21 protein-coding genes are annotated in these 23,921 nt (G+C 48.2%); 12 read left to right on the top strand and 9 right to left on the bottom strand.

Translation table 11 applies throughout. From position 1 onward, the window contains the following. Positions 1 to 10 precede the first annotated feature (10 nt). The gene (gene cotG / locus MKZ04_RS01325; protein ID WP_023856614.1) at positions 11 to 514 is read right to left on the bottom strand and encodes a spore coat protein CotG; all 504 of its coding nucleotides are present in this window, start codon (positions 512 to 514) and stop codon (positions 11 to 13) included. 165 nt (positions 515 to 679) lie between these two features. Between cotG and MKZ04_RS01320 the strand changes: the two genes are divergently transcribed. Together MKZ04_RS01320 and MKZ04_RS01315 are read left to right on the top strand one after the other, a co-directional pair. Then, on the top strand, positions 680 to 1,765 hold the full coding sequence (locus MKZ04_RS01320) for a CotH kinase family protein (protein WP_025811689.1): 1,086 nt from the start codon (positions 680 to 682) through the stop codon (positions 1,763 to 1,765). Positions 1,766 to 1,927: 162 nt separating this feature from the next. Beyond that, positions 1,928 to 2,110 carry an aspartyl-phosphate phosphatase Spo0E family protein gene (locus MKZ04_RS01315; protein ID WP_020450876.1) on the top strand — a complete coding sequence of 61 codons (183 nt, stop codon included), beginning with the start codon at positions 1,928 to 1,930 and terminating at the stop codon, positions 2,108 to 2,110. A gap of 82 nt (positions 2,111 to 2,192) precedes the next feature. On the opposite strand, the gene MKZ04_RS01310 is transcribed toward MKZ04_RS01315, so the two are convergent. Next, positions 2,193 to 2,486: a DUF3784 domain-containing protein gene (locus MKZ04_RS01310; RefSeq protein ID WP_035339011.1), complete on the bottom strand. Its 294-nt coding sequence runs from the start codon at positions 2,484 to 2,486 to the stop codon at positions 2,193 to 2,195. Between the two features lie 186 nt (positions 2,487 to 2,672). Between MKZ04_RS01310 and MKZ04_RS01305 the strand changes: the two genes are divergently transcribed. The 6 genes from MKZ04_RS01305 to MKZ04_RS01280 are packed head-to-tail and all read left to right on the top strand — an operon-like array spanning position 2,673 to position 4,612. Continuing rightward, positions 2,673 to 2,894, top strand: coding sequence for a spore germination protein (locus MKZ04_RS01305; protein WP_096747992.1), 222 nt, complete (start codon positions 2,673 to 2,675; stop codon positions 2,892 to 2,894). Between the two features lie 12 nt (positions 2,895 to 2,906). Continuing rightward, the gene (locus tag MKZ04_RS01300; protein ID WP_039072656.1) at positions 2,907 to 3,152 is read left to right on the top strand and encodes a spore germination protein GerPB; all 246 of its coding nucleotides are present in this window, start codon (positions 2,907 to 2,909) and stop codon (positions 3,150 to 3,152) included. Between the two features lie 21 nt (positions 3,153 to 3,173). Further along, positions 3,174 to 3,779, top strand: coding sequence for a spore germination protein GerPC (locus tag MKZ04_RS01295; RefSeq protein WP_145624385.1), 606 nt, complete (start codon positions 3,174 to 3,176; stop codon positions 3,777 to 3,779). After that, positions 3,776 to 3,958, top strand: coding sequence for a spore gernimation protein GerPD (locus tag MKZ04_RS01290; protein ID WP_105979078.1), 183 nt, complete (start codon positions 3,776 to 3,778; stop codon positions 3,956 to 3,958). Before MKZ04_RS01295 ends, MKZ04_RS01290 begins: the two co-directional genes overlap by 4 nt. Next, positions 3,955 to 4,338 carry a spore germination protein GerPE gene (locus tag MKZ04_RS01285; RefSeq protein WP_145929679.1) on the top strand — a complete coding sequence of 128 codons (384 nt, stop codon included), beginning with the start codon at positions 3,955 to 3,957 and terminating at the stop codon, positions 4,336 to 4,338. The genes MKZ04_RS01290 and MKZ04_RS01285 overlap by 4 nt, the downstream gene beginning before the upstream one ends. Positions 4,339 to 4,393: 55 nt before the next feature. Beyond that, the gene (locus MKZ04_RS01280; RefSeq protein ID WP_016885923.1) at positions 4,394 to 4,612 is read left to right on the top strand and encodes a spore germination protein; all 219 of its coding nucleotides are present in this window, start codon (positions 4,394 to 4,396) and stop codon (positions 4,610 to 4,612) included. Positions 4,613 to 4,656: 44 nt separating this feature from the next. Here the strand turns inward: MKZ04_RS01280 and sbcC are convergent, their stop codons facing one another. The 6 genes from sbcC to modA all read right to left on the bottom strand — a co-directional run bounded on the left by sbcC (position 4,657) and on the right by modA (position 18,041). Continuing rightward, entirely contained in the window at positions 4,657 to 8,049 is a 3,393-nt protein-coding gene (sbcC, locus tag MKZ04_RS01275; RefSeq protein ID WP_341045100.1) for an exonuclease subunit SbcC, read from the bottom strand. Further along, positions 8,046 to 9,227, bottom strand: a complete 1,182-nt coding sequence (gene sbcD / locus MKZ04_RS01270; RefSeq protein WP_331837389.1) for an exonuclease subunit SbcD — start codon at positions 9,225 to 9,227, stop codon at positions 8,046 to 8,048. Before sbcD ends, sbcC begins: the two co-directional genes overlap by 4 nt. Positions 9,228 to 9,292: 65 nt before the next feature. Continuing rightward, on the bottom strand, positions 9,293 to 12,985 hold the full coding sequence (gene addA / locus MKZ04_RS01265; protein ID WP_341045097.1) for a helicase-exonuclease AddAB subunit AddA: 3,693 nt from the start codon (positions 12,983 to 12,985) through the stop codon (positions 9,293 to 9,295). Then, a complete protein-coding gene (gene addB / locus MKZ04_RS01260) occupies positions 12,972 to 16,472 on the bottom strand; it encodes a helicase-exonuclease AddAB subunit AddB (RefSeq protein ID WP_145685704.1) in 3,501 nt (1,166 codons plus the stop codon). Before addB ends, addA begins: the two co-directional genes overlap by 14 nt. Positions 16,473 to 16,581: 109 nt before the next feature. Next, positions 16,582 to 17,238, bottom strand: a complete 657-nt coding sequence (gene modB / locus MKZ04_RS01255) for a molybdate ABC transporter permease subunit (RefSeq protein ID WP_003180426.1) — start codon at positions 17,236 to 17,238, stop codon at positions 16,582 to 16,584. An 8-nt stretch (positions 17,239 to 17,246) separates the two neighbouring features. After that, on the bottom strand, positions 17,247 to 18,041 hold the full coding sequence (gene modA / locus MKZ04_RS01250; protein WP_003180424.1) for a molybdate ABC transporter substrate-binding protein: 795 nt from the start codon (positions 18,039 to 18,041) through the stop codon (positions 17,247 to 17,249). Positions 18,042 to 18,243: 202 nt separating this feature from the next. Between modA and MKZ04_RS01245 the strand changes: the two genes are divergently transcribed. The 4 genes from MKZ04_RS01245 (at position 18,244) to MKZ04_RS01230 (ending at position 22,122) form a co-directional block, all read left to right on the top strand. Beyond that, the gene (locus MKZ04_RS01245; protein WP_025811702.1) at positions 18,244 to 18,684 is read left to right on the top strand and encodes a ferritin-like domain-containing protein; all 441 of its coding nucleotides are present in this window, start codon (positions 18,244 to 18,246) and stop codon (positions 18,682 to 18,684) included. Between the two features lie 113 nt (positions 18,685 to 18,797). Next, positions 18,798 to 19,439 (top strand): response regulator transcription factor, encoded by a 642-nt coding sequence (locus MKZ04_RS01240; RefSeq protein ID WP_231692506.1) that lies wholly within the window; start codon positions 18,798 to 18,800, stop codon positions 19,437 to 19,439. After that, a complete protein-coding gene (locus tag MKZ04_RS01235) occupies positions 19,436 to 20,803 on the top strand; it encodes a sensor histidine kinase (RefSeq protein ID WP_249726592.1) in 1,368 nt (455 codons plus the stop codon). Before MKZ04_RS01240 ends, MKZ04_RS01235 begins: the two co-directional genes overlap by 4 nt. Before the next feature lie 83 nt (positions 20,804 to 20,886). Then, entirely contained in the window at positions 20,887 to 22,122 is a 1,236-nt protein-coding gene (locus tag MKZ04_RS01230) for a cell wall-binding repeat-containing protein (RefSeq protein WP_197407234.1), read from the top strand. Between the two features lie 20 nt (positions 22,123 to 22,142). On the opposite strand, the gene MKZ04_RS01225 is transcribed toward MKZ04_RS01230, so the two are convergent. Then, positions 22,143 to 23,906 carry an ABC transporter substrate-binding protein gene (locus tag MKZ04_RS01225; protein ID WP_025811707.1) on the bottom strand — a complete coding sequence of 588 codons (1,764 nt, stop codon included), beginning with the start codon at positions 23,904 to 23,906 and terminating at the stop codon, positions 22,143 to 22,145. Between the last annotated feature and the right edge of the window lie 15 nt (positions 23,907 to 23,921).

Here is a 23,921-nt window from a genome sequence, read left to right as displayed (position 1 = left end):
GCCGCTTCTCTTATTTTTTCCGGTAGATGACTTCGGTCAGATTTCCGTCAGACCATTTTGTAATGGTTTCATAGCCGCCTCGTTTATGATGGTGAGTCTTCTTGCAGCGATGATGATCGGGGCGTTTACTTCTGCATTTATCCCGTTTTTTGCAATCGTGAGGCTTTTTGCTTTTATCCGGTTTTTTACAGCCGTCAGGTTTCTTGCTTTTGTCAGGCTTTTTGCAGTCATCGGGTTTCTTGCTTTTGTCAGGTTTTTTGCAGTCATCAGGTTTCTTGCTTTTGTCGTGCTTGCTTTTATCCGGTTTTTCATGGTCGTCATGCTTCTTGCTTTTATGATGTTTTTTGCTTCTGTCCGGCTTGATCCCCCACCAAAGATCCCAAATGTTATGCGGACGCCGCTCTTTTCCCGAGCCGGCGGATTCTTCGGGTTCCCGGTCTAAATAATGGTCTCTGCCTTCGCTCTTCAGCTGATCTACCGCCTCTTTAATGTCATGATCATGGACACCACTCATCTTGTAACCTCCTGTTCTTCCTTTTTTATGTCCTGATTTATCATACGCACCGTAAAGACAAGTGTACTGAGGCAAATGACTGTTTTTGTTCAAACTTAGGCGGTCCGCTTCCGGGACTGGCTGTTTTCACATATGATATGTCAGCTGAAAAAGGAGGAAATGATGATGAGTGCCACTGCCTTGCCGGCCTTCAGGCTGCACATTCATCCGAAGCATCTGCTTGAGTTGAAAAAAGACGTCTGGAGTGATGAAGCCGTTCCGGGCATGCTCTTGACCGGTTCAGCAAAGACGCCTGTCGCAGTGTCATACAGAGGGGCCCATACCCGCAAACTGACAAAGAAGTCCTATTTCATTCAATATCCGGACAGAAAAGAAAAGGCTGAAGAAGCTGCGTTTCATTTGAACGCCGAATATCACGACCCGTCTTTCATCAGAAACAGGCTATCCTTTCATTTTTTTGAACAAATCGGCGTTCTTGCGCCGGCAGCATCGCACGCTTTCCTTTATCTCAACGAAAAAAAAGAAGGCATCTATTTAAAAATCGAATCTGTTGACGATCATTTCTTAAAGAGGAGAAATTTAGAAAGGGGGGCCATTTATTATGCCGTTGATGACGATGCTAATTTTTCTCTGCTGAGCTCCTTCGATAAAAAGGCTAAGCAAAATCTCATGCAGGGATATGAAAGAAAAACGGGGTCAAGCCGCCACGATGATTACCTCCAGGAATTTATCTACTTTATTAATACCGCCAAAGACGACATATTTGAAAAGGAAATCAAACGCTATCTCGATGTCAAACAATATTTGCTATGGCTCATCGGCGCCGTCTGCACCCAAAACTTCGACGGCTTCGTCCATAACTATGCGCTTTATTTAAACGATCGCACAAAAACGTTTCAAATTATTCCATGGGATTATGACGCGACATGGGGACGGAATATTCACGGGGAAGAAATGGAACATAACAGGATTCCGGCGAAAGGCTATAATACACTGTCTGCGAGACTGCTCGACATCCCGGCTTTTCAGTCCCAATACTTCAATTTAATGAAAAACGTCTTGCACCGCCAATTTACAATCAGCCGGCTTTCGCGGTTTGCGGTAGACTGGCATGAGACAATCGCGCCTTTTCTTGAATATGATCCTTATACAACCGTCACATACAGCCGACTCGAAGATGAGCAAAAACAAATTTTCCATTTTATCGAACAGAGGAAGCGGTTTCTGCTTTTCGAGCTTTCCCGATTATAAACGGGCGCTCTCCTTCAAAAAAAATGTCACATTTTTTGTCATATTGGCGAAAAAAATCCCTTTAACACAAAATAAGGTATACTAGCAATATCAAGGAACATCATTGCTGAATACCTGAAATCACCGACTCAAAATACAAATCGAAAGTTGGAGACTGCCATGATGAACAATAAAATTGAAGCAAAAAGACTGGCCTTATTTGAAGCTGCCGAAAAATTCGGCATCAACTCCAAAGAGGCCATTCAATGCAGTCAGGAATTGGACAACTTGCTGAACCAACGAATGCAAAAGGATGAGAACTGCGTGATACATGCGGAAGAAAGAAAAGGCCGCCATACGTCATGACCTCCGACTGCAAGCTGCGCCTGATGCCCGGCCTTCCCTCTCCTCCGTTTCATCATCCGTTGATTTCAGGTCGCAGCTTTGGCTATTCGGCCATTGTTTTTTGAACATAAATCACCGTGCACACACCGTAGGCAAGAATGACCGAAGGTGTAAAGGACTCTTGATACGGAATATAAACAAACCCGTTCAAGAATAACAAAAATCCGCTGTTCAAAAAGAAATACCCTGCGATTTTGGCCAGCTTATCCTGATCCCTTACTCTTTCCCGGCGAAATCCCCGCAATATCCAAGTTTGTTTTTTTATTCCGACTGCATAGGCTGCTGAAAAGAACAGCAGGGCTGCAGCGATTGACACCGCATTCAATTGAAAATACATGTCTCCTCCCCCTTCCCTTATCGCACCGTTTTTCTTATTCATACGTTTTCCAATCTGATAAGTTTCACCCGCATGTGATCAGCACTCACGGCAAAACCTCTTTTTTTATCACAAAAGCGCCTAATCAACATAGGATATGGTGTATAGCCCATAAAAAACGTGTGATTACTTAAAGGGTGTGCCATCATGCCAGCTATTGTCGGAGCTTTTAAAGTAAATGCCGTCGGTACGAGCGGCGTTGTTCATGTCGGAGACTGCATTACGATTTCTCCTTATGCAGAAGTTAAAACATTCGCAGGCGCCGGCAGTTTCAATACCGGAGACGGACTCAGCGTATATAACCAGAACAGCATCACCAACACATATGACAACGATATGATTGATCAGCCGCTCGCAGGCAACCTGTAAGGAGGTGGGGGCATGAATTTTTATATCAACCAATCGATTCAAATCAACTATTTAAGAGTCGAAGGCATCAGCAACTCTTCCGTCTTGCAGATCGGGAGCGCGGGCTCCATTAAAACACTTTCCAACCTTTATAATACAGGGAGCTACACGGAAGCAGCCCCGCCTGTCGCCGGCGGCGAAGTTTTTGACGACGCTTTTGAAGACGGGACTCAACCAACTCTCGTTCCTCTTCATGCTCCTTCTGTTACAGTACCATAGGATACACGGGGGTGTAATCTCATGAAACAAAGCAATCCACAGAACTGGTATGGGTATTTGCAGCAGCAGGCTGCGCAAATCCAGCGCCTCGAAAGGCAGATTGCCGCATTGCAGTCGGAATTGAACCAGCTGAAAGAAAATCCCGGTACCCGGATTGACCGGATCGAATACAAATTTGATCAATTAAAAATTGAACGCTTGGACGGAACGCTCAACATCGGGCTTAATCCGACAGATCCTGACCAGGTGGAGAACTTTGAAATCAGCCAGCAGCCGCCAGGTATCGGAATGCTGCAGCAGGAACTCGACGGCCAGCTGATGCAGCAAACGAGACAGCTCGTCGATGCCTACTTAAACGAAGAAACCCCTCGTTTGCTGGAACAGCTGGAAGACCGGTATGACAGTAAACTGGACGATACAAACCGCCACCATATCATCGAAGACATCAGAAAGCAAATCGACAGCCGCATCCGCTATTACGTCAAACATGTGCAGCCTGACGAAAACATCCAGCCTCGCGAGCATGCAGAACGGCTGGCCGATTATGTGAAACGTGATATCGCACGGGCAATCGAACACTTTCTCAAATCGATTCCTGACGAAATGAAAGGAAATGAAAACACATGAATTTTACCGTTGTGAACCGCTGTTTGGATGTAGGTAATATTAACATTACCGGGGTTTCAAGCTCATCTGTTTTTTTAATCGGAGATACAGAATGCATTTCCCTGTCATCAATTTTTGATACACCGCCTGAATCTCTCATTGTCGGGCCGTTTGTCCCGCTGGCGCCGGAATCAAGATGATCAGAACGTCAAAAGTAAAGTTTTTGAAAGTTCATTCAGTAGGGATCACCAGCACGCTGCAAATCGGGGATGTCGAAGAGATTATTCCTAAAGTGAAAATTCTCGCTGTTCAGCGCTACCTTTCACTTTTTTTCGGAAATGAAGGCTCATTTAATCAGGAAGATTTCCCTCTCTTTCAGCAGCCGATACCACATTTATCACCGGAAACCGGCGTCTCATCAGCTTTTTTCCATGAGGTTCCCGTCATTCGAGTCAGAGCTGTAAAAATTGCCGGGGTATCTTCTTCTTCAGTTTTTCAGGTTGGTTCGACGCGCCGCATGATTTCCGAGGCGAGAGTCAAACATATCAGAAAGCTTCCTCCTGCAAGGAACTCACAATAACCGCCCGGCCGACATATACTGGTTCAGAGACTTCTATAAAGGATGTCGATCAATCATGCCAGCCATTGTCGGACCCATTAAAATCAATGAAATCTCAGGAGGAGTAGTGAATTTCGGCGATTCTTTTTATCTATCTCCAAAAAGCTCTTCAAAGTCTGCACTCGGTTCTGGTGCTGGTAATACTGGAGATTTCCTTATCGTCAACAATGGTATAAACGCGACAAATTATATAGACCCGGATGTAAGCGACCAGAATGTTGTCGGAAATGCATAAAGCAGCCTCTTCCACTAGAAGAAGGCTGCTTTTTGGTTACCAGGTTAAATCATTTCAAGCGATACAGCTGTGCCTTTGCCGCTCGGTTCAGCCGGATGGACAATCAGCTTCTTCGGCAGCCTGGCCCGAAGTTCCTGAACGTGGCTGATCACACCGACCGACAGATTGTCAGACTGAAGCTTCTCCAATGCGGTCACGACCGTATCCAGCAAATCCTGATCAAGCGTGCCAAACCCTTCGTCCAAAAAGAAGAATTGGAGCGGATACTCTCCGCGAAGCTGGATCTGTGCCGAAAGTGCAAGCGCAAGCGCCAGTGAAGTCAGAAACGTCTCCCCGCCTGACAGACTCGTAACAGGGCGCTTGACTCCGCCGTTGGCATCGTCCCTCATCACAAAGCCGCCTTCTGAGTCGACTTCAATCGCATACCTCTGTCTTGTCAGTTCGCCGAGTCTTGCAGATGCGTCTCTTGTGACGCTTTCAAGCTGCTCTTCTGCCAAGTATTCAACAAAGCTGTTTCCTTTAAAGACGGCTTGGAGTTTATCAAGACGGTCGATGTATGTCTGCCATTCAGCCAATGATGCTTCAAGTTCCTTAAACCTTTTATGGTTCTCGCGGATGACGGCGAGAGCTTTGCCGGCCGCGCCCCTTTCTTCCAAGGCTTTGCTGAATGCCTCCTCAGCTTTGTCCTTCGTGACGGCGGCTTTTTCCCAACTCTCCTCAGAAACCGATCTCCCGTCAAGCTTTTCCGTAATCCGCTTGATATTGGACTCGCACTGTTTTGTCTGATCCCAATGCATTTGAATGTCTTCTTTCAGCCGGGCAAGATCATCGCGGTCTAAAATGCTCGCTTTCACTTCAGAGGCCTTTTCAAACGGTGTACCTCCGGATTTTTCCTGCCAGATGTCCGCCGCTTTCGCAAGCCTTGCTTCCGCTTCACGCAAAGCGAGCTCACACCCTTTTGTCTGTCCTCTTAAACGGCTGACTTCGGATTCGGTCTCTTTGAGCCGTCCGTAAAGCGTCTGTTCCTGCTCATGCAACTTGGCCAATTGCGTTTTCACGTCTTGAAGCTTTTTGTCGATCGCAGCTGTATCGGGATAGCCCATCAGCTCTTTTTGATAATCGTTTATTTCTTTATTAAGGCTTTCGACTGCATAGCGGAGGTCGAGCTTTTCTTTATCAAGCGCAAACAAGCGCTCGGTGAGCTTCTCTTTTTGCTGTTCATGTTTTGTGAGAAAGCCGACGCTCATTTCGATACGCTTTTCGAATTCCTCTGCGGCCAGATCTTTTTCTTCAATCGTTTTTTGCCATTTTTCAGCCTGTTCATAAGAGAGGCCGTCGAATTGTTCGCCGAAGCTTTTTCGGCGTTCATTTAACTGGTCATTTAATTCGCCGACGCGGTTTTGAAGCCTGTTACGCTCCTTTTCTTCATGGCTGAGTCGCTCGCTGATTTGGTCGCGTTTCTTGCAGAGCTCTTTATATGTGTGAAGGAGCTTGGACATCCTGCTTTTTGTCTCTGCGAGATCCTGTCTGATTCCTTTCCATTCAAAGCTGATGCGGTTGTACCGTTCGGGAATGGTGCCTTCTTCTATCGATGCAGCGGTTTCAGGCAGTTCATGTTTGCTCTTGACTAAAAACGGGCATTCGCTCACCAGGTGGTCGGATTGCTGTTCGAGTGCCACTTTGGCCGAGAGAAACTCCTGAGCCAGCGCACCGGCTTCAGCGATGATGGCTTCCGTTTTCTCCAGTTCGGAATCCGCCTCTTTAAAGGACAGGCTTTCTATGCCGACGCGGGCGGGCATTTCATGATGTACAGATCCGCAGACCGGACAAGGCTCTCCGTCTTTGAGCTGCTTTGCCAGTTCGATTGCCAGCTGATCACGGTTTGCCTGTTCCCGTTTTGCCGCAATCTCTTCTTTTTTTTGAGATGCCACACGGATGGTCTCAGAGAGCGATCTGTCTGTTTCGCAAACGAGCGCGTACGCTCGTTCGACAGCGGCAAACAATGCCTCGATGCGTTCGGTTTCAGCTTTTACCTTTTGATCCACCGCTTGCTGTTCTTGCTGGAGCTCTTTAATCAGCGTCTCCTGCTGACCAAGCCGTTCCTTTTCTAAAGCGGCATCGTTGTTAAGCTGTTGAATGTGAAAAGCAAGCTGATTGGCATTTCGGCAGTTTTTACGCTCTTCGCTAGATACCTGGACAGATTTCAGCTCCGCTTTCAGCTGATTCTGCTTGGCTGTCCCGCGTTCAAGCAGACTTTTCACCTTGGCCAGCTTGTCTGCCGCATGCTTGATTTCCTCTTCTTTCAAACGCTGTTCGCGCTGCTTCTTCTCGGCCTCGGCCTGTGCGGCTAGCCGCTTGTTTTCAATTTCCTTCAAAGCGGTGAGCTGTTCTTCTTGCTTGAGAAGCTCCGGTTCCTTTTCATTTTTAAGACGCCTGAAATCCTCGTACTCGCGTTCTGTTTTTTTATGAAGCTCTTCATATTGTTCTAATTGTTCCCGCGCTTGTTTTTCTTCCCGGTGTGCGCGTTCGGCATCTTCCCGCGCTGCCAGCAAGGCGTCTGCATAAGGCTTGAGCGTATTTGCCGTTTCGGCGAGGTGCAGGCGGCTTTCTTTTTCCCGAATCTGTTCCTGTTTCTTTAAAAGCTCCGCCTCTTTTTTCAGATAGCTTTCTTTTTCCTGCTGCAGGTTCCAAATCTCCTGATACTCCGCAAAGCGCTGCGCTTCTGCGTCTCGTTCGCGCTTCTTGCTTTGCAAAAGGCTTTCAGCTTCTTCGAGATGCTGTTCCGCCTGTTTCAGCGCCTCTTCCCCCGCATCGCCCAATCCAGCCTGCTCGGCAAGCATCTCATTTTTTCTGGCCTGCGCTGTTTGCGCCTGTTTCTTCAGTTTTTTGACGAGCCTGTCCCCGTATTGTTCGAGGTTGAACAGGCGCTGAAGCATCTGCCGCCGCTCCGCTCCTTTTAAGGAAAGAAATTCGGCGAATTTACCTTGCGGCAGGACGACTGCCCTTGTAAAATCGTCGATCGTCAAGCCCAGCAGCTCTTCGATTTTCCGGTTTACTTCATTCGCTTTATCGGCCAGAACGATTTGTTCCTCTTTCATTTCAATGAAGCGGCAGATCGATGTTTTGACCTTGACGGCATCTGTCCGCTTAAAGACCCGTTCCACTTTATAAGCCGTCTCATGGCCTGTCTGCAGCTTAAACGTAAACGATACGGCAAGCTCATCTTCGGCATGATTCAAAATACCGTGCGTATTATTGGCGGCCCGCTCCACCTTCCCGTACAAAGCGAGAGTCATCGCGTCAAGAATCGACGACTTGCCGCTTCCGGTCGGCCCGAAGATACCGAATACACCGGCATCGCACAGGCGCTCAAAATCGATCACCTGCTCCTGCCTGAAACTGTGCAGCCCCTTAATAGACAGAGAAATCGGCTTCATGTTTCATCACCCTCTTCCTGTTCCGATCCTGCGGCGAGCTCCAGAAACAGTTTGACGGTTTCCTCATCGGGAACCGCTCCACCGGTTTGTCTTTCATAAAACGCTATAAACCGTTCTTCAATCGGAACGTTTCTGGACCGGATCTTCTCTTCATCCGAGGCGGCTTCCTCAAAAACCGGACGAATATGGATGATGCCTTGATGCGCTTTTCTCAAACGGTGAATTTCTTCAATCGACAGCTGGTCTGTCAGATGGATTTCAAGGTCGATCCACGCGTTTTTGTCCCGCTCTTCCTCCAGCCAGCTGTATACTTGGGACATCCCTTTTTCCGCCTTCCATTTAACGAGCGGTTTTCCACTCGTCAAATGGACCTCTTCCCATGATGCCGTTTGACCGGGTGCGGCTTCGACAATGGTGACCGATTTTGCGTATCCCGCTTCAGAGAAGCTGTAAGCAAGCGGTGAACCTGAATATCTGGCAAGCGTGCGGGCCCGTTTGATCGTCTGCGGGCGATGAAGATGCCCGAGCGCCACATAGGCGGCGTTTTCCGGCAGGCTTTCCGCAGCCACCGTATATGCGCCTCCGACTTCGATCGGCCGCTCAGAATCCGTCTGGCTGCCGCCCGCCACATAAATATGGCTTGCCGCAATCTGCACCGCATCCTTTCTCGCCTTGCCGCACATACGCTGAAAGGTCTGCTTGATTTTCTCATCATACTGGTCGCGCAGCAGTTTTTCGTCAAATGTTTCCGACAGCACTTCATTCAGTCTGGACTCGGAAGGATAGGCGAGCGCTGCGACTGACAGGATCTCCCCACTAGAAGCGACTTCTATTTCAACTGGCTCAGTCTTCGGGTACCCGATCAAGTGGATGCCATGGTCTGTCGTTAACGGAGAGGCCGCGGAAAGGCGGTCCGGATTATCATGGTTGCCGGCAATCACGACGACCGGACGGTTTCCTTTGTCAGACAAGGCGGAGAGGCTTTCATAAAAAAGCTGTTCAGCCAGTGCAGGCGGATTCACTGTGTCAAATGCGTCTCCGGCCATGATAACGGCGTCGATCTTTTCATCTTTTACGATCCTTGTGAGCTCTTCAAGAAAGTCCGCCTGTTCTTTCAGGCGGCTTCTCCCTTCAAGCGTTTTTCCTAAATGCCAGTCCGCTGTATGTAAAATTCGCATGTGTGCCTCACCTCTCTTTTCATTAAAGCTCCCCCCGAAATCGTCAGGGGGACGCCGGTTTCATATTAAAATAAGAGCACATGTCCTCCGTCAAAAAAGTACAGTGCACGCCCTTTGAGCGGCATTTTAATCATCGTTTCAACGGCTCGTGCATAAAGCTGAATTTGTGTTTCGTAACGCTTCCTTAAAATCGGTTCGGCCCCTTCGAATCCGTTTCGGTACTTTCCGTGTATCCGGTCGGTTTTGTAATCAAGAAGGTAAAAACCGTCCTCCGTCTCGAATAAACAATCGATAATTCCCTGTATCAATACAGGTTCGTCGGCTGACTCAAGACCAGGATAAACCTCTTTGGCGGACAGCGTCATGTTAAAGGGAACTTCCCGTTCGACGCGGCGGGCGCCGAGAAGCTTTTGTCCGATTTCCGTATCAAAGAATGCGAGAATATCGTCTTCCTCAATCGCTGCCCGCTGGTCTTCTGTTAATAGCTCTTTCTCAACAAGCCTGTCTAGGAGGCGGCTGAGCTCATTCATTTCAAGCGCACGGGTCAGCGGAATATGCTGCATGACGGTGTGCATCGCCGTTCCCCGTTCGGAAGCGGTCAGGCCTTTAACCATCATAAAGGACGGCCGTTTAAACAGGAGAGCATCCTTGGTTGGGCGAATCAGCGAGCGGTCGCCGTACTCATCCTCATACTCCTTCTGCCTTTTCATTTCTGAGACAGACTGTTTTGTTCGGACTTTGGCGGCGTCTTTGTATGGATATGACCATGTCAGCCTTTCTCTGACTTGTTGCTCATACTCAAACGAACCATCGATCGGAAGCCCCATTTGAATTTGGGAGAGCCGGCCGTGTCTTTCTTCACCGGCCTGATCAATATCTTCTGCTTGAAGATCCGCGGCCGACAGCCAGCTGACCTGAAAGCGCGCCGGATGTTCACGGATCTCATCAATCACCAGCGGCGCGCCGGATTCATCCATATCTCTGTGTCTCATCAAAGCAGGTCCGATGAAATCCAGGTAAGATTTCGCCTGAAACCGTTCATAATCCGGAAGCAGCCACTCAGACCCCGCCGCTTGTGACCGCCAGTCGGCAAGCAGCTTTTCTTTATCCTTAGCCGTCCCGACCAGGTACAGCTTTTCCTTGGCCCGGGTAAGAGCGACATACAAGACGCGCAGCTCCTCTGATAAAAGCTCGCGGCGGAGCTTTTTCTTCATCGCGATCAGCGGCAGCGTCGGATAGCTGATCCGCCACTTCGGATGAATAAACTTCGTTCCGAAACCGAGTTCTTTATCCAGCAGATAAGACTTGTTCAAGTCCATCATATTAAAATTCCGTCCGAGACCGGCGGTAAATACGACAGGAAATTCAAGCCCTTTGCTTGAGTGGATCGTCATCAGCCGAACAACGTCTTCCTGTTCGCTCAGAGCTCTTGCCGTTCCGAGATCATCACCCCGCTCCTGCATCCGCTCAATAAACCTTAAAAAGCGGAACAAACCGCGGAACGATGTCGCTTCATAGGATCTTGCCCTGTCGTAAAGCGCGCGCAAATTGGCCTGCCGCTGTTTTCCGCCCGGCATTCCGCCGACATAATCCAAATACTTCGTATCCCGGTAGATTTCCCAGATCAGCTCTGCCACAGAGTGGTTTTTCGCATACGCTCTCCACTTTTTGAGCAGGGCGTCAAAGCGGCGAAGCTTTTCGCTGAGCCTCTCATCGCCATCTGCTGCAGCAAGGTATGCTTTCATCGCTTCGTAAAACGGCGCTTTTTTATCCTTGATTCTGATCAAGGAAAGCTCATTTTCGTCAAGACCTACAACAGGCGATCTGAGAACGGACGCAAGCGGGATGTCCTGATAAGCATTATCGATGATTTTTAATAAAGACAGTGTGACCGATACTTCTGTCGCTTCAAAATAACCCGTTGAGAGGTTCGCGTATACCGGAATCCCCTGCTGTTTAAACTCGTCCATAATTTGCGGCGCCCAAGGCATCGACCGCAAAAGCACCACGATATCACGGTACTGGATGTTCCGCGACGCTTTCGCTTTGGCATCATATACTTGAAATTTTTCTGTTATCAGCCTGCGGATTTGTCCGGCCATCGCTCTTGCTTCAAGCTGGACCGCCTCAAGCTCTTCAGCCTCTTCATCCTGCGCGCCGCTCTGGTTTTCGATGAGCAGAAGCTCCGTTTTTGTCGCTTCGTTCGACGGATAAGACGCACCAAGCTTCAATTCGGCCTGTTCGTCATATTCGACTTCCCCGACCTTTTCTCCCATGAGCTGCTTGAATAAAAAGTTCGTGCTGTCCAAAATATCTGAACGGCTTCTGAAGTTTTTATTTAAATCGATTTTTTGACCGGAACCCGAGCCATCGTCTGTAAAGCGTTTATATTTCGAAAGGAACAAAAGCGGTTCTGCCAGGCGGAACCGGTAAATCGACTGCTTGACATCGCCCACCATAAACAGGTTCCCCTCATGCTCCTCTTTGGCGACGAGCTTTAAAATCGCTTCCTGGACCAAGTTCGTATCCTGATATTCATCAACAAGCACTTCATGGAACTGATGGCGGTAAAACTTCGCCGCTTCGCTCGGCACGGCTTCGCCGGCTTGGTTTTTCCCGGATAAAATCGCAAGGCAGTCGTGTTCAAGGTCTGAGAAATCGACGATCGCTTTTTCCTTTTTCGCGTCCGCAAACCGCTTGCCATACTCCAACACGAGCTGGACGAGCGTCTGAATGACCGGCTTCATTTCCCTCAAGCTCTCAAGGTGCTGCTCGGGAGTTCGCGTAAAATAATCGCTTTTCAGCTTTTCAAGTTGCTTTTTCGCGCTGTTGCGGAGATCTGCGGCCTCATCAACCAATCGAGGATCGTACGCATCTCCTTTGCACGGCTTCAATCTTTGAAACGAAACGGCCGGTACAAGCTCGTACAGAGCCGAAAAATCATTCTGCTGCTGAATCAGCCTGTCAATCTGCGCTAAATCATCGAGGAAATTTTCGGCGCGCGGCGCAGGCCCCCCTGGCTGCTTTGTCAAATCAAGCGCACGCGTCAGCTTTTGCCGCATCCCCTCCAGAACGAGTGCGATGTCTTCTTTAATGTAAGAATAAAACGGCAGAGCCTCAACTTTCGTATCTGAAGCCGCGTCATACAGATCAACAAATGTGTGAAGCCAGCCTTCCGGATCGGGATGCGAACGGGAAAACTCGTAGACCCGCTTGACGAGATGCTGCAAATCGAGGTCATGACGGTCTGTCGTATATCTGTCCACAAGTTCAAAAAAGGCCGGATCTTGCTTTTTGTATTCTTCTTCAAACAGCTCGTCCAGCACCTCATCGCCAAGCAGCTCGCCTTCCGTCTGATCGGCGATCCGGAAAGCCGGATCAACATCGATCAAATAATAGTATTTGCGGATGACTTGAAGACAGAATGAGTGCAATGTTGATATGCTCGCTTTGTTTAATAAAGCAAGCTGTCTGCGCAAATGAAGCGAACCCGGATTTTCGGCAAGCTCTTTTTCGAGCGCTTCGCCGATCCTGTGCTTCATTTCAGCCGCAGATGCATTCGTAAAGGTGACGACAAGCAGCCTGTCGACATCTACGGGATGTTCCTGATCCGTTATTTTCCGAATGATCCGCTCAACCAGCACGGCCGTTTTTCCGGAGCCGGCCGCTGCCGCAACTAAAATGTCCCGGCCGGATGAGACAATCGCCTTCCATTGGTCATCAGTCCAATTGCTGCCCTTCGGTTTAGAAATCTCCATCTGTCTCATCCTCCTTTTTCAGCCGCTCCAAAATCACGTTGTCTTTTTCGGGTTTTAATATCCGGTATTCGTTTTCCTCAAGCGATTCGTCAAACTGGCAGAATGACCGGTACGAACAATATGTGCACGGTGTCCGGTCTTTTAGCTTGTAAGGCTCGATCGACACTTTACCGTCTGTGATCTCCTCGCCGGCCTTCTGAAATGTCCGGCGGATATGGCGCCTTAATACATGAAAATCCTCTTCTGCAATAACGTCAGAATCCGAACGGAGCGAGCCGTCTTTTTTCAAGCCTGCGCTGATCATGTTCGACCTGCCTTGTTCCAGCGTGGTATCCATCAGCTTGACCGCTTCCTGGTCTCCCAAGAGCAGCCCTTTCATCTTGAACTTTTTGAAAATCTCTTTTTCTATTTCATCAAGGCCGAGCGGCACCGAAGCCTGGATCATCGGATCGTGCACATGAAAATAAAGCACGCCTGCAGGGGATGCCTTCATGCCGAGCCAATCGGTTGAATGTGTGATCGACAAATCGAGATATGTCAGCATTTGCAGGGCGAGGCCGTAATACACCTCGGCCAAATCGAGGCCTTTATCGCTTGATTTATAGTCGACAATCCTAAGCAGCAGCCCTTTTGAGCTCTCCGCTTTATCCACTCTGTCGATCCGGCCGACAAGCTCCATTGTGCAGCCGTTCTTCAAGGTAAAACGCATTGGAGGAAGCGGACCTTTCCCCCCGAATCCGAGCTCGATGCCGACGGGGGCAAACCCGCTTGCTTTTGCATGCTCGCTTAAAATGCCCGATACCCTGGCAATGATTTTTTGCAGCTTCTGCTTCACGTAATGATGACGGTTCGAACTGAGCAAAATCTCTTTTTGCAGCTTTGGCGCGAGCCGTTCAACTGCATCGCTTGACAAAGTCTCGCATTGGGCTTTCGTTAAGTCGCGCCAATCCAGTTTAAGCTCGTGAAGCCGATCTGAAATCAGCTTCAGCGCCGAGTGGAACAGCTGACCGATATCCGGAGCTTCAAGCTTGAAAAATTGACGTTCCTTCAGCTTTAAACCGTGCGAAGCAAAATGGGAAAACGGACAGGCTTTGAACGTCTCCATCCGCGACACGCTTCCCTGAATGTGCTCCCCATATAAATCGCGGCTCACATGCCGGTTCAAGTTTTCGACCTTGTTTCTGAAAAACAGGCTGGACAGGATATTTTGAGAAAAGATGCGGTCAGGCTCATTCATTAAAAAGTTGTATGTACTCCACCATACATCGCTGATCGCATACTGCCTCGTCCAAATGCCGAGCTGCCCTGCCAAATGGCTCAAGGCGGCGCCTTTATTCACGAGAAATTCAAGCTGGGCTTCGTCGTCCAGCTGCTCGGGTTCATGAATCAGCATCTTCTCTTCGCCGTCCGGGAACAGCTCATTCAGCCGTTTCACTACTGTTGAAGGAAGCAGCGTCTTCCCTTCCGAATCTGCGATCGGATAGGAGACATAGAGCTTTTCAGACGGGCTGGAAAGCGTCATGTAGATCAGAAAATTCTCATCCAAGAGCTGCTCTCGACCCGTCGCAGCCAGCTGTGCGCCGTTTCGTTTCAGCCACTCCCGGTCATCGTCTGAAAGCACGCCGTCGTCCGCAGGCCTCGCCGGAAGTATACCGTCGTTTACACCGATGAGAAATGTGCATTTCGTGCCGTACATCCTTGAAAGGTCCATATTGCCGATAAACACTTGATCAAGAGCGGGCGGAATCAGCGCGAATTTCAAAGACTCCAAGCCGGTTTCAATCATTTGCTGAAATAAAGCAAACGATATCCGCTCTGTGCCCATCATTTCAACAAACTCGTCCAACAGTTGAATAACGGCATCCCATACTTGCTCATGCTGGCGCGACTCTGCAATCCTACCGCTTTCTTCGGCCAGCCGCCTTTCCTGTTCAAGCTTCATCGGAACATCGGCTTCTTCAAGATAAAGGTAAACGGCTTCGGCCATTTCCCTGACGGTTTCAGCTTTTTTCAAGCGCTTCTGCAGCCTGTGGATCGGCGGAACGATCCAGCCCTTTAGTTCATTGAGCATATTTTCCGTTTCAATCTCTTTGTCTGTCTTGGCAAAATCCTCATCCAGTGAAGCGTACCTTCTGTAAACAAACGGATCTTTGCTTGTCCATCTGTCTCCTTTAATGCCATACGCAATACAGTAGTTTTCAAGCTGGTCAATCTGTTCGCGCAGCCGTTCCTTCGGCTGTCCTTCCGGGAATAAAAGTTCCGTTTTGACACAGCGGAACACCGCTTCATACCGCCAGTTTCCTTTAATGATATCAAGCGTCGAACGGATCAGCTCAATGAGCGGATGATTTTGCATCGATTCCTTGCCGTCTATGAAAAAAGGAAGTTCGCAGTCTTTAAAAACTTCTTTTATCGTATCTTTATAATCTTCAACATTGCGGGCAATAACGGCGATATCCCTAAGCCTGAAGCGGCCCTGGCGAATTAAAGAATGAATCTCGCGCGCAATACCTTCAATCTCGGTTCTTCTGTTCGACGCCTGCATGATGCGGAGCGATTCGGTCCGTCCGCGATACGGTTTTGCAGGACGCTCGTCAAAATAGCGTTCAAGGTGCCGGAGCTCCGAATGTTGCTGGTGCCGTTTCGTTTCTTCCAGCCGCACTTCTGACGGATCAAGGCCAAGTTCCTTCGCCTTCTGGTAAAGGTCATAGTACGCTTTCCCGGTCATTCTGAACAGATGGAGCTCATTCGGGCTGTTGGCCGTAAACGGCTGATCCGCCGTCAGCGAAAAAGTGATCTCCTCCGCATGTACCATCAGCTGTTCCAGCACGTTCATCTCCTGTGGCGTAAATTGGTGAAATCCGTCCACGTAAACGGCAGCGTTTCTAATCTCATCCGCATACGGAATCTGCTCGGCCAAAAGCGTCAAATAATCCTCAGATTGAACATATTGATTCTCCAGATTTTCCTCAAGCTTGCTGTATAAAATATATAAGTCGTGCAATTTATCGGAAAGGATCCGTTCATCTTCGTATTCCGATTTGCCCGTCCCCTCTATCATGTCCCGGATGCTTTCAGGCTGCAGACAATGCCGTTTAAATTCGGTCAGCATCCGTTCCACCTGCTCCGTAAATCCGCTTTTATCGCTTGCGTTTTGATAGACTTTAAACTCGCCCTTATGCTCTTCAATCAGTCTCCGCAGCAGCATCTGAATGCCCGTCCCCGTCAAAAACGGCCGATTCATGCCTCCGGTATGCTGGAGCACTCGCCAGGCAAGCCTTGAAAAACTGTACACTTGGGCGCGGATAGTTCCGCCCAAATCGGGTGTTTTGCTAAGCTCGTATTCCATTAAAAACGTCATTTGATCCGGGACTAGAAAAATGATCGGTTTTCCGAGCGGTTCATCGCGAAGTTTTTCTCTGATTTCATTCAGGATAAAGGTCGTTTTCCCACTCCCGGATCTGCCTGATAAAAATACTGCTCCCACTAAGCTCGTCTCCTTTCTGTTTCTTACTCTTTATTCTATCGAAACATCTGCAAAATAACCATTCTCCAAAACTGGGAAAAAACCGTATGAGCACTTGCACCCCATACGGCTATTTTTGCTTGAACTGCACAAAAAACAGCATCAAAAACGAGATGATCGCGATAGAGGCGACCCACATCCATGCCAGCGTCATATTTCCCGAATCGATCGCCAAGTATATCGCCGTAGGCACCGTCTGCGTCACCCCCGGGATGATACCCGCAAACATCAGCGTTGCGCCAAACTCGCCAAGCGCCCTCGCAAAGCTGAGCACAATCCCCGTCATGATTCCATTTGATGCGAGGGGAACGGTGACAAAGAGGAACACCCTCCACTCGCTTGCTCCATCAACCCTCGCGGCATCCTCGATATCGCGGTCGACAGCCGAAAATCCTGATTTTGCTGACTGATACATTAACGGGAACGCGACAACCGCAGCGGCGATCACGGCTGCCCACCAGGTAAAAATAACCGGTGCTTGAAATACGTTTTCTATCAAGCGTCCGATCACGCTCTGCCTTCCGAAGATCACGATTAAAAAGAATCCGACAACGGTCGGCGGCAGAACGAGCGGCAGCATCATTACCGTCTCGATAACAGACTTGCCTTTAAAGTTTCTGTTCGCCAGGAGCCTCGCCGCAGCAGTTCCAAGCAAAACTGCGATGATGCCCGCTGCGACTGATACTTGAATTGAAATTTCAATCGGGGAAAAGAATTCCTCAAGCATAACGGCGGTCAGCCCTTCTTAAATCCGTACTTTTCCATTGCCTTAACGGCTTGGTCGCTTTGCAGGAATTGATAAAATTCCTCAGACTGTTCCCTGTGCTTTGTATTTTTTACAATTCCGAGCGGGTAGACAATCGGTGTATGCAGATCGCTTTTCGCCGTCTCGACAGTCTCGACCTGATCTGATGAAAGGGCGTCCGTCCGGTAAACGATTCCGGCATCCGCGTTGCCTGTTTCGATATAAGAAAGGACCTGCCTTACATCTTTGCAGTAGACGATTTTAGATTGCACTTTAGACCATACGTCAAGGTTCGTCAACGTTTCTTTTGCGTATTTTCCGGCTGGCACTGATTCGGGTTTGCCGACCGCAAGTTTTTCGATTTTGCCCTCCGCCAAATCTTTGAAGCTGTTGACATGCTGATTTTTCCCTTTCGGAACGATCAGCACCAGACTGTTTTCGACCAGCTTGACAGTGTCTTTTTTGTCAATTAACCCCTGATTAACTACTCTATTAAATTTGTCCTCGGCGGCAGAAAAAAACAAGTCGGCCGGAGCGCCCTGTTCGATCTGCTGCTGCAATGCACCCGATGAACCAAAATTAAACTTTATGGAGACATTCGGATGATCTTTCTCATATACGGAGGAAAGTTCCGCTAATACATCTTTGAGACTCGCAGCCGCGGAAACCGTAATTTGAACTTTTTCAGACTTCCCCTTGGCTGATCCCCCTTTTTCCGCCTGGCAGCCGGCGAACAAAACAACCGACACCAATAAAGCCACGGCCGTCAATATTACCTTTTTCAATAGTCTCACTCCATTTTGATATGTATGTCATTAATTCGGCACTAACAACCATTTTACGTCAAACTTCATTTTTTTAAAATAGATTGTGCTCACCGCACATCATTTTGACACATGTTCGAGGCTCAACCTTCCATAGGCACATGCATGCAAGCACATACATATAATGACAGGACGTCAAATATAAAGTGTTGAGGTGAAAAAGATGTGGTATGTTCAGCCGTATCTTCCCGCCTATCCCGCCAGGCAAAACGACAGGCTGATCAAGGATCTTGAAAAAGCGGTAAACGGAGAGCACAGCGCGGTCGTCTGCTATCAAAAAATCGCCCAAAAGGCGCCGGATTCCGAAACAAAAAAGCGGATTTTAGAAATCAGACAAGATGAAATTCGCCACTTTAATGCGTTCCTAACATTTTATACGTCTCTTACCGGCCGAAAGCCTGACATTTCCATAACTGAGCCTTGTCCGGAACAGTATCGAAACGCGCTGGAGTTCGCATTTAAAGACGAACAGGAAACGGTTGATTTTTATTTGGACATCGCAGACTATGTGAAAGACCGGGCGATACGGGAGGCGTTCAAGCGGGCGGCAGCTGACGAACAAAACCATGCAGTCTGGTTTTTATACTTCTTAACAAAGAGATGATCCGCCTTGATCAATATACCCTTATAGGGTATATTTTTAAAATAGCGGACTTTTATTTTGACTAAAGAGGTGCTAAAACATTGAACGTGCTGCTTGTCGATGATGAAATCCGGATGCTCGATCTGCTGGAGCTTTATTTAGAACATTATTCGTGCACAAAAGCCGCCACCGGAAAAGAAGCCCTGGATTTAATAAAAATGAACAATTTTGATCTTGTTATTCTCGATATTATGATGCCTGAGATGGACGGATGGATGGTGTGCCAAGAGATCCGCAGATTGACAAACGTTCCGATTATCATGCTCACCGCCAAAAACGGGCAGGATGACATTGTGCGCGGATTGAATTGCGGAGCAGACGATTATTTAACAAAACCGTTCAGCGAAAAAGTGCTGCTTGCCAGAATAGAAGCTGTCCTGCGCAGGACCCGTCGGTTTCATGAAATCCGGTTCCGCGGTTTAATCTGGAATAAACAGCATCATACCCTGCATGTCAATCAACGGGAAATCGGCATTACGCCAAGTGAATTCGATCTGCTCGGGACGCTCTTAAACCACACGGATCAAGCGCTTTCGAGAGACCAATTGATTGAGAACATCTGGGGGTTCAACTCTGATATCGAGCCCCGCACCATCGATTCACACATGAGAAATTTGCGAAACCGATTGAAAAAAGCTGGCTTTCCGGTTGAAGATCATCTCCGGACCGTCTACGGCGTCGGCTACAAATGGACAAGCAAAGGAACCGGAGCATGAAAAAGATTTCACTTAAGCTCGCAGGTTCATTTTTCATTTTAATCCTTTTCATCGAAACCATTCTTTTTGCGGCGCTGTATACAACGATTATCAACACAAGAATAAACGAAGAAATCCGCGCGCTCCAACTAAGGGGCAACAGCCACAGAGACGTCCTCGAAAAACATTTTGACAAAAGGACGATAGACCACGTCACCCTGATGGAAACCGAAGCCCGGACAAACGTAATCATAACGGACCAAAATAGACGCGTATTGGCGCAGTCTGCCCGGGGAGACATGACGGAACACCTTCATTTCGAAGAAAAACACATCCCGAGGAAAGGGACCGCTTTATCGTCCCATTGGAATACATCAAAGTATATTTGTACGATCAGTCCGATCATGAACGGACGGGAAACGGCCGGCTACGTCTTCATGTATTTGGAGACCTCCTCGATAAAAGCCTTGGTGGCAAACATTACGAAGCGGTTTTTCCTCAGCTTTGGCTTAACCGGCGTCTTAACTGCCGCAGCTATTCTTTGGTTCAGCCGTGTATTAGCGAAGCCGATTATTAAACTGAAGGAAGCAACCGAAAGTATCAAAAACGGTCAAGCTTCGATTCCGCTTGATATCAAACGGAACGATGAACTCGGCGAGCTCGCCGCATCAATCGAAAGCCTTTCTTCAAATCTCAGCAGGCTTCAAAAAGAACGAAACGATTTTCTGTCAAGCGTCGCTCATGAGCTGCGGACTCCGATCACATATATAAAAGGCTACACAGATGTCGCGATGAGAGATAAACTCGATCCACAAGCCAGAAATCAGTACTTGTCGATCATCAAAGAGGAAGCGGACAATTTAAACACCCTTGTTGACGATTTATTTTTGCTGACAAAACTGAAACAGCCCGGATTTCAAATCAGTAAGAAAAAGGTTCACCTGCACACATTCATAAAAAAAGAAGTTCAGAAAGCGGCGGTCGCTTTTTCGGAAAAACGAATCAGCCTTTCGTTCGACATCCCGGCGGATCTTTATGTCTCAGTCGATGAAGTCCGTTTTTCACAAGTGATCTCAAATTTGCTGAACAACGCCCGCCAATACTCCGATCCTGATTCAATAGCGTCCGTCACCGCAACAAAAGCAGAGGATCAGGTCAAGATTACGATAGCGGACGAAGGCTGCGGCATTCCGGAAGAAGAACTGGATTATATTTTTGAGCGCTTTTACCGGGTCGATAAGTCGAGATCGAGACAAACCGGCGGTACCGGGCTGGGCCTGGCCATCGCGAAAGAAATCGTCGAGCTTCACGGCGGTCAGATTGCAGTAAAAAACAGAACCCCGAAAGGAAGCGAATTTATCATCACGCTGCCTTCTAATATGTAACAAATGTCGAGATGTCTGCACCAGTTTTGCACATTTCCCGGGTATACTACTCAGTAATCTGGACCAAAAAGGAGGAAAACACCATGAAATTGAAATCCGGTTTACTTTTTGTCATGCTTGTTTTCGCGCTTCCGCTCGCAGCATGCCAAAATTCCGGCTCGGGAAAGACGGACGGACATAAGGAGCATCATACGAAGAATCATTCGGAGATGAAAGAAAAAGACGCCGTTTCTCTTCCGAATGATTTCAATAAGCGGGCGGAAGAAGGGCTTCTGGTGAAAAACACAAAGAACACGACAAGACTTGACGCGAATACACCGGAAGAAATGAGCATCAAAACCTCTCAAACGATATGGCCGGCCACTCATAAACAAAACAGGCCGGGCGCAGTGATTTTAGTTTCGGGCGGATCATGGCAGGCAGCTCTTGCATCAGCTGATCTGATCCATCACCCGAATAACGGACCTGTTTTAATCGCGGAAAAAGGGAAAATCTCCGGGCAGATTCAGAATGAAATCAAGCGCTTGAACCCGACGGGCACTTCAGACGGAACGCAAATCATGGCTGTCGGAGAATTCGATTCACTTCAAGCTTTGAACTCTTTTAAAATAAAAGAGCTGAAAGGGAAGAACGAGGCTGATCTGGCAAAAGAGATTGACAAAGAATACGCGGATGCAGCCGATGAGTATCCGAAAAGCGTTATCATCGGATCATCCGAGGAAGATGCGGAACTTTATTCGCTCCCGGCTGTAAACTGGATCGCCCACATGCCTGAGCCGATCCTGTACGTGAACAAAAAAGGCATTCCCGAAGAGACGGCCGCAGCATTAAAGAAAAGGGACGGCAAAGCAAACATCTATATTCTCGGCCCTAAAAAAGCCGTTTCAGAAAAAACGGAGGATGCATTAAAGGAATATGGAACAGTCAAAAGAATTTCCGGAGATACGCCTGTCGCAAATTCGATTGCGTTTGCGAAATTCAGCGATAAAAACACCGGTTTTGGGTGGGGAATCACAGATCCGGGACGCGGACTGTCCTTCGCATCAACGGCCGCGCCCGAGCTGGCGCTTGCCGGAGCGCCATTTTCCCATTTGGGAAAACACGCTCCTCTGCTTTTACTCAAAAATGGACAGGCAGACAGTACGATGTACAGCTATTTATCCGAGATCGAGCCTTCTTTTCGGGACAGACCGCAGGACGGCCCTTATAACCATGCATTCATTCTCGGATCAGAAAATGAGATTTCATTTCGAACGCAAGGCGTTCTTGATGACATATTGGAAATTAAGTCAGCGGATGGAGGACATTCCGGTCATTAAGAAACACAATGGAGGGGCTCTTACAGAAGAGCCTCTTTTTTGTACCAGATGCCGTAAAAATCAATCCATCCTTCTTCGTTAAGCACAATGCCTTGAATGGCTTCCCCCGCTTTAACGCGAATATTGTTTTGATATAGCGGAATCGTGTAAACCTCTTCTGTCAAGGCGCGGTCCGCCTCACACAGAAGGCTGATCCGCTTGGAATGCTCATCAATGAAACGAAGCTGATCCCTCATCAAGGCGGACTTCCTCTGCCATTCCCCCGGCATATGGACGTGTAAAAAGCTGTTTTCCGTTAAAAGGAGGTGCAGCCAGCTCATTTCTTCCGAACGTCCGAATGTCGCACTGTCGTGAATCAAATCGGCTTTTGCGATCACTTCTTCCTTCATGAGCTCATCCGCTTTCATATAACAAACCTCTAGTGCGATGCCGTACCGCCTGCACCTCTTTTGGATCCATGACGCATCCTCCCGGTGATCCGGTTCGGAAAACGTATAAAGCCGAAGCGGATCGCCTTTGTAATGGCCTTCCATAAGCAGCTTGCCGATGTCGTCGTCCCCGGATTCAGGCGGAAGATCCCGGTTTAGAAAGCCTCCCGCAGGAGCCGTCCGTTGTCCGGCTAATTCACTGACCATATGTGAAGGGGAAATGATTTGCCGCAAAGCCTTCCTGAACGCCTTATGCTTGAGAGGCCCCGATTTGTTTGCATTCACCGAGATGTACTGAACATTCCTTTCCTCGTGCCATTCATCGAAAACCTGACTTTGTTCTTCTTTTTCCATATAAAAACCGTAGTCGACAAGAGAAAAATTGCCATCCATATACCATAGTTCGATCCGGTCTAAAAAAGCCCGCCCTTGAAAATATCGCTCATGCGCTTCAAGCGCGAGAATCCGGTCATCCCGGCGGACAAGTCTGAAAGGACCCGTCCCGATCAACAGTCCGTCATTCTGATGGCGGTTTAAAATAGACAGCCTTTCATCGCAAAGATGATGCAAAAACAGCGAGTTTTTTGCCTTTAAACAAATATCAAAACTATATTCATCCCTGACCGCAACATTTCCGATATCCTCTGCGAGCCATTTGCATTTATTTTCATCATCCAGCATAAAACGCTCAAACGAGTATTTAACATCCTCAGCTGTCAATGTTGTGCCATCATGGAAATAGATCCCTTTCCTCAAATAGAACGTCCACGTTTTTTGGTCGGCGTCACATTCCCAGTGGTGGGCAAGATGCGGCATAAAACCTCCTTCCTTTTCATTAAAACGGATCAATGTATCACATACCTGCTTAACGACATGGCTCTCTGAACGCAGATAAATACGGCACGGATCAAGACGCTTAAAATGCTCTGGCTCCATCGCGGTCATGAGCCTCAGCACATCTTTTTGCTTGCTGCCCTCCGATTCGGTCTGAAAGCCGAAAACGCGCTCAAGCCACTCTTTATATGACGGCAATGCGTCCGGACACGAATGCTGATATGCTTCGAGAAGGTGTCTCGCCCGGTCGATTTTACCTTCTTTCGTATCATTTTTCGCCGTTTCAAGCAGCAGTTCACAAGGTTCTTTTAAAAAGCGGATTTCTGATTTGTTTCCTCTCCCCCTTCCCCTTTTCCAAGCAATCCACTGCAAACCTTCAAGTTTCGCTAAAATCAGTTTTGCGTTCCTCGGTGTGCAATACAGAATATCCGCGATTTCACTGACTGAAATCTCTTCTGCCTCCCCTTCGCTTTCGCATTTAATTCCCGCGGTAAGTTCCATGTAATGTTCGATCGATTTCATCTCCGTTATCCCCCT

It is taken from the genome of Bacillus sp. FSL W7-1354 (assembly GCF_038002405.1).
Taxonomy (GTDB): Bacteria; Bacillota; Bacilli; order Bacillales; family Bacillaceae; genus Bacillus; species Bacillus paralicheniformis.
The sequence above is the reverse complement of the archived record's forward strand: the minus strand, read 5'-3'. Positions and strand labels throughout refer to the sequence as shown.

What these genes read in the sequence shown, in the direction of transcription:
- MKZ04_RS01300 (WP_039072656.1), top strand. Translation starts at nt 2,907, where the DNA reads ATGAATTTTTATATCAACCAATCGATTCAAATCAACTATTTAAGAGTC.
- sbcD (WP_331837389.1), bottom strand. Translation starts at nt 9,227, where the DNA reads ATGCGAATTTTACATACAGCGGACTGGCATTTAGGAAAAACGCTTGAA.
- MKZ04_RS01295 (WP_145624385.1), top strand. Translation starts at nt 3,174, where the DNA reads ATGAAACAAAGCAATCCACAGAACTGGTATGGGTATTTGCAGCAGCAG.
- MKZ04_RS01230 (WP_197407234.1), top strand. Translation starts at nt 20,887, where the DNA reads ATGAAATTGAAATCCGGTTTACTTTTTGTCATGCTTGTTTTCGCGCTT.
- MKZ04_RS01280 (WP_016885923.1), top strand. Translation starts at nt 4,394, where the DNA reads ATGCCAGCCATTGTCGGACCCATTAAAATCAATGAAATCTCAGGAGGA.
- modB (WP_003180426.1), bottom strand. Translation starts at nt 17,238, where the DNA reads ATGCTTGAGGAATTCTTTTCCCCGATTGAAATTTCAATTCAAGTATCA.
- MKZ04_RS01235 (WP_249726592.1), top strand. Translation starts at nt 19,436, where the DNA reads ATGAAAAAGATTTCACTTAAGCTCGCAGGTTCATTTTTCATTTTAATC.
- MKZ04_RS01225 (WP_025811707.1), bottom strand. Translation starts at nt 23,906, where the DNA reads ATGAAATCGATCGAACATTACATGGAACTTACCGCGGGAATTAAATGC.
- addA (WP_341045097.1), bottom strand. Translation starts at nt 12,985, where the DNA reads ATGGAGATTTCTAAACCGAAGGGCAGCAATTGGACTGATGACCAATGG.
- MKZ04_RS01285 (WP_145929679.1), top strand. Translation starts at nt 3,955, where the DNA reads ATGATCAGAACGTCAAAAGTAAAGTTTTTGAAAGTTCATTCAGTAGGG.
- MKZ04_RS01290 (WP_105979078.1), top strand. Translation starts at nt 3,776, where the DNA reads ATGAATTTTACCGTTGTGAACCGCTGTTTGGATGTAGGTAATATTAAC.
- MKZ04_RS01245 (WP_025811702.1), top strand. Translation starts at nt 18,244, where the DNA reads ATGTGGTATGTTCAGCCGTATCTTCCCGCCTATCCCGCCAGGCAAAAC.
- sbcC (WP_341045100.1), bottom strand. Translation starts at nt 8,049, where the DNA reads ATGAAGCCGATTTCTCTGTCTATTAAGGGGCTGCACAGTTTCAGGCAG.
- MKZ04_RS01240 (WP_231692506.1), top strand. Translation starts at nt 18,798, where the DNA reads ATGCTCGATCTGCTGGAGCTTTATTTAGAACATTATTCGTGCACAAAA.
- MKZ04_RS01315 (WP_020450876.1), top strand. Translation starts at nt 1,928, where the DNA reads ATGAACAATAAAATTGAAGCAAAAAGACTGGCCTTATTTGAAGCTGCC.
- MKZ04_RS01305 (WP_096747992.1), top strand. Translation starts at nt 2,673, where the DNA reads ATGCCAGCTATTGTCGGAGCTTTTAAAGTAAATGCCGTCGGTACGAGC.
- cotG (WP_023856614.1), bottom strand. Translation starts at nt 514, where the DNA reads ATGAGTGGTGTCCATGATCATGACATTAAAGAGGCGGTAGATCAGCTG.
- MKZ04_RS01310 (WP_035339011.1), bottom strand. Translation starts at nt 2,486, where the DNA reads ATGTATTTTCAATTGAATGCGGTGTCAATCGCTGCAGCCCTGCTGTTC.
- MKZ04_RS01320 (WP_025811689.1), top strand. Translation starts at nt 680, where the DNA reads ATGAGTGCCACTGCCTTGCCGGCCTTCAGGCTGCACATTCATCCGAAG.